We start from the raw sequence: 1,722 nt of genomic DNA, 5'->3' as shown, positions 1-1,722 counted from the left end.
AGGGCGCGCGTGGGCGCGAGGAGACCAAGTCCGCGATGGCGCTGATGGCGCACGCGCTCAAGCGGGGGTACCGCCACCTCGGCGAGGTCCTGGCCGCCGCCGGACGACTGCCCGACGCGGACCTGGTGTTCTTCTTCGACCGTGCGGAGCTGGGCCGGATCGTCGGGCCGGGGGAGATCGGCGATCTCGTCCAGAGCGCCCTCGCGCGCCGGGAGGCACTGGCGTTCCAGGACGTGCTGGAGTTCCCCGACGTGTCGGTCGGTCGCCCGGTCCCGCTGATCGCCCGGCCCCCGCGTGAGGCCGCGGGCGGGGAGATCATCGGGCGACCCGCGAGCCGCGGATCGGTGGAGGGCGTGGTGCGCGTGGCCAGGTCCATCTTGGACGCCCGCGAGGTGCGGTCGGGCGAGATCCTGGTCGCACCCGTCACGGATGTGGGCTGGACTCCCTACTTCACGGTGATCGCCGCGCTGGTCACCGACATCGGCAGTTCGGTCTCCCACGGGGCCGTGGTGGCGCGCGAGTACGGGCTGCCCTGCGTGGTCAACACACTGGTCGCCACGCAGACGCTGCGGACCGGTGACCTCGTCCGGGTGGACGGCGACCGGGGGGTGGTGACGCGGTTGGACCGGAGCGCGGACGTCAGGTGAAGTAGTCCGGGCGGCTGACGTAGGTGTCGGTGACGAACATGACCCCCGAGGCCTCGTCGAGCAGGGACCGCAGTCCGACGAGCAGCGCATCGACACGGTGATCAGGGATGACGGTGATGAGCAGGGCGAGGGTCTCCTGCTCGTTGAACAGCAGTCCGCCCTCCCGGTATCCGTGGTGGCCCAGCCCGGACACCCCGGAAATGGTGGTGAAACCGGTCGCGCCGGAATGCTCGATGAGTCGTCGCACGTCGGGGGCGTCGGATCCCGGGACGATCACTTCGATCTTGGTCATCCTGGTGAGGTTGGCTCGGGTCATGGTCATTCTCCGATCTCGGTGGGATACGGGGTCCATCCACCGCGGGTGCGGTGGTGCCATCGGGGGGACTGGTCGTTCCGGGCCAGCAGGGTGATCCAGTGGTTGTCGACGAGGTCCCGAACCCCGGGGTTACGGGCCAGGATCGCGTCTATGCGCTCGCGCGGTGCGTGGACGAGGACCAGTAAACGCATGGGTTCATGCGCGAGGTGATCACCGACCGCCACGGACTGCCAGGGCAGACCGGTTCGCAGGTCGCCGCCGGGGCCGGTGACCACACCGATCCCGCCGACGACGTTGTGGGTGGTCTTGGTGCCGGCGCCGAAGGTCCGGGGGGCGACGGTGGAGAAGTAGTACTGGCAATTGATCCACTGTGCGACTACCACGGGCGCGGTGAGGATCGTCTCCAGCGCGCTCCCGGACGGGTCCTCGTCGGCGTTGTAGGAGTGCAGGAAGCATCGACGACGGAGGTCGACGCCCTCCGTGACCGCCCGCGGCCCGATGATGATCGCCGCGTTCCCGGCGAGGCCCCACTCGGGGTAGACCTGGGCCCAGTCCGCACCCCGCGCGTCGACGTGGCGCGCGGCCGCGCCCGGCTCCGGGCTCACGGGCGCCCCCGGAAGGAGAGCGGAGCGTTCGATCGCGAGGCGCTCGCCGGCCTCGGCCAGGTCCCCGACGAGCCGCTCCAGGTCGTCTCGGTGCGACTCGGGGATCTGGTGGCGATCCAGAACGACGACGTGGTCGGTGGTGGTGTCGTGCTCA

The 1,722-nt window shown here is 70.4% G+C and carries 3 protein-coding genes; 1 reads left to right on the top strand and 2 read right to left on the bottom strand.

The features are described 5' to 3' along the window. A partial coding sequence (locus tag G6019_RS17415; RefSeq protein ID WP_241726047.1) for a PEP-utilizing enzyme occupies positions 1-647 on the top strand: 647 nt, incomplete at its 5' end. On the opposite strand, the gene G6019_RS13300 is transcribed toward G6019_RS17415, so the two are convergent. Both G6019_RS13300 and G6019_RS13295 read right to left on the bottom strand, forming a co-directional pair. Further along, entirely contained in the window at positions 640-939 is a 300-nt protein-coding gene (locus tag G6019_RS13300; protein WP_228549514.1) for a DUF190 domain-containing protein, read from the bottom strand. The genes G6019_RS17415 and G6019_RS13300 overlap by 8 nt on opposite strands. 26 nt (positions 940-965) lie before the next feature. Next, on the bottom strand, positions 966-1,722 hold a 757-nt coding region (locus tag G6019_RS13295; RefSeq protein WP_182627781.1), incomplete at its 5' end, for a putative inorganic carbon transporter subunit DabA.

This window comes from Dietzia sp. DQ12-76, from assembly GCF_014145045.1.
Taxonomy (GTDB): Bacteria; Actinomycetota; Actinomycetes; order Mycobacteriales; family Mycobacteriaceae; genus Dietzia.
The sequence above is the reverse complement of the archived record's forward strand: the minus strand, read 5'-3'. Positions and strand labels throughout refer to the sequence as shown.